This is a genomic window from Bradyrhizobium sp. BRP23 (assembly GCF_020194135.1).
Classification (GTDB): domain Bacteria; phylum Pseudomonadota; class Alphaproteobacteria; order Rhizobiales; family Xanthobacteraceae; genus Bradyrhizobium; species Bradyrhizobium yuanmingense.
In genome coordinates this window covers 1-1048 of sequence record NZ_JADYVW010000045.1, presented here as the reverse complement: position 1 = coordinate 1048, position 1048 = coordinate 1, and the positions used below count along the sequence as shown (strand labels likewise).

The 1048-nt window shown below is 59.6% G+C and carries 1 protein-coding gene; it reads right to left on the bottom strand.

The window, feature by feature from the left end; all coding sequences use genetic code 11:
• Nucleotides 1-1048, bottom strand: a 1048-nt coding sequence (locus I6F24_RS37255) for an AMP-binding protein (RefSeq protein ID WP_225131591.1), incomplete at both ends; no start/stop codon positions are given.

Sequence of the window (1048 nt, the reverse complement as noted above, 5' to 3'; positions counted from 1 at the left end):
CACCCACCGCGCCGAACGGCACGGGCGCGCCATGGCCATCCAGCAAGTACACACGCGTGTTGGCGATTGGGCGCCCGATCGGGACCAATGACCCATTAAAATCAGCCGGGCAAGTCCAGATCGTCGCGAATGTCGTCGTCTCGGTGGGCCCGTAGCAGTTAATGAGACGTACGGGGCCCTTTTCCTTTAACAATCTCAGAAACGAGGCAAGATCACCGCACTCACCCCCACAGAGGAGGTGCTTCAGTTGCGCCAACGTCGGAGCAATCGTTGATGTATGTTGGTTGAATAATGCTGTTGTTAGAAACAGTGTCGTCACCCGGTGCTGTTCAAGCGCGCGGGCAAAACTAAGAGTATCCCTGACGGTGGCGGCATGCATGGCAACAATGCAACCACCGTTAAGCAGCGGTGCCCATACTTCGAACGTGCTTGCGTCGAAGGCGGGATTGCCAGCCCATGCCACCCGATCTCCTGCATCGATCTTCACATACCCACTGTTGATCACGAGCCGGTTGACGGCACGATGAGGAACAACAACTCCTTTGGGAAGGCCAGTTGAGCCAGAGGTGTACATGACGTAAGCGGCAGTTTCAGCGCTCAACGCCAGCCCAGGATCGGAACTACATCCCGTTCCAGCTATGAGCGGCCCAATAGTACGAACAGGTATCGTCGCCTCAACCAGATCATCAGCGCAAAGCACCAAGCGTGCAGCACAATCGGCCCTCAGCAATTCTTGTCGTGCCGGCGGGAGGGCGCGATCGATCGGTACATACACGCCGCCGGCCTTCAGAATTGCCAGCTGCGCCACCAGAAGAGCGACGGAGCGGTCCAGCACTGTGGCAATGCGATCCCCAGGTTTGACCCCGAGGGCGATCAGGTGATGCGCCAGGCGGTTGGCCCGCGCATTGAGCTCGCCGTAGATCAGCCGCTCATCTTTGCAGACCACCGCCACCGCATCCGGCGCCTTGTGCACCTGCGCCTCGAACAGCTCGTGGATGCACCGCTCCGCAGGATACGGCGCCGCCGTCCGGTTCAGCTCCTCCAGCAG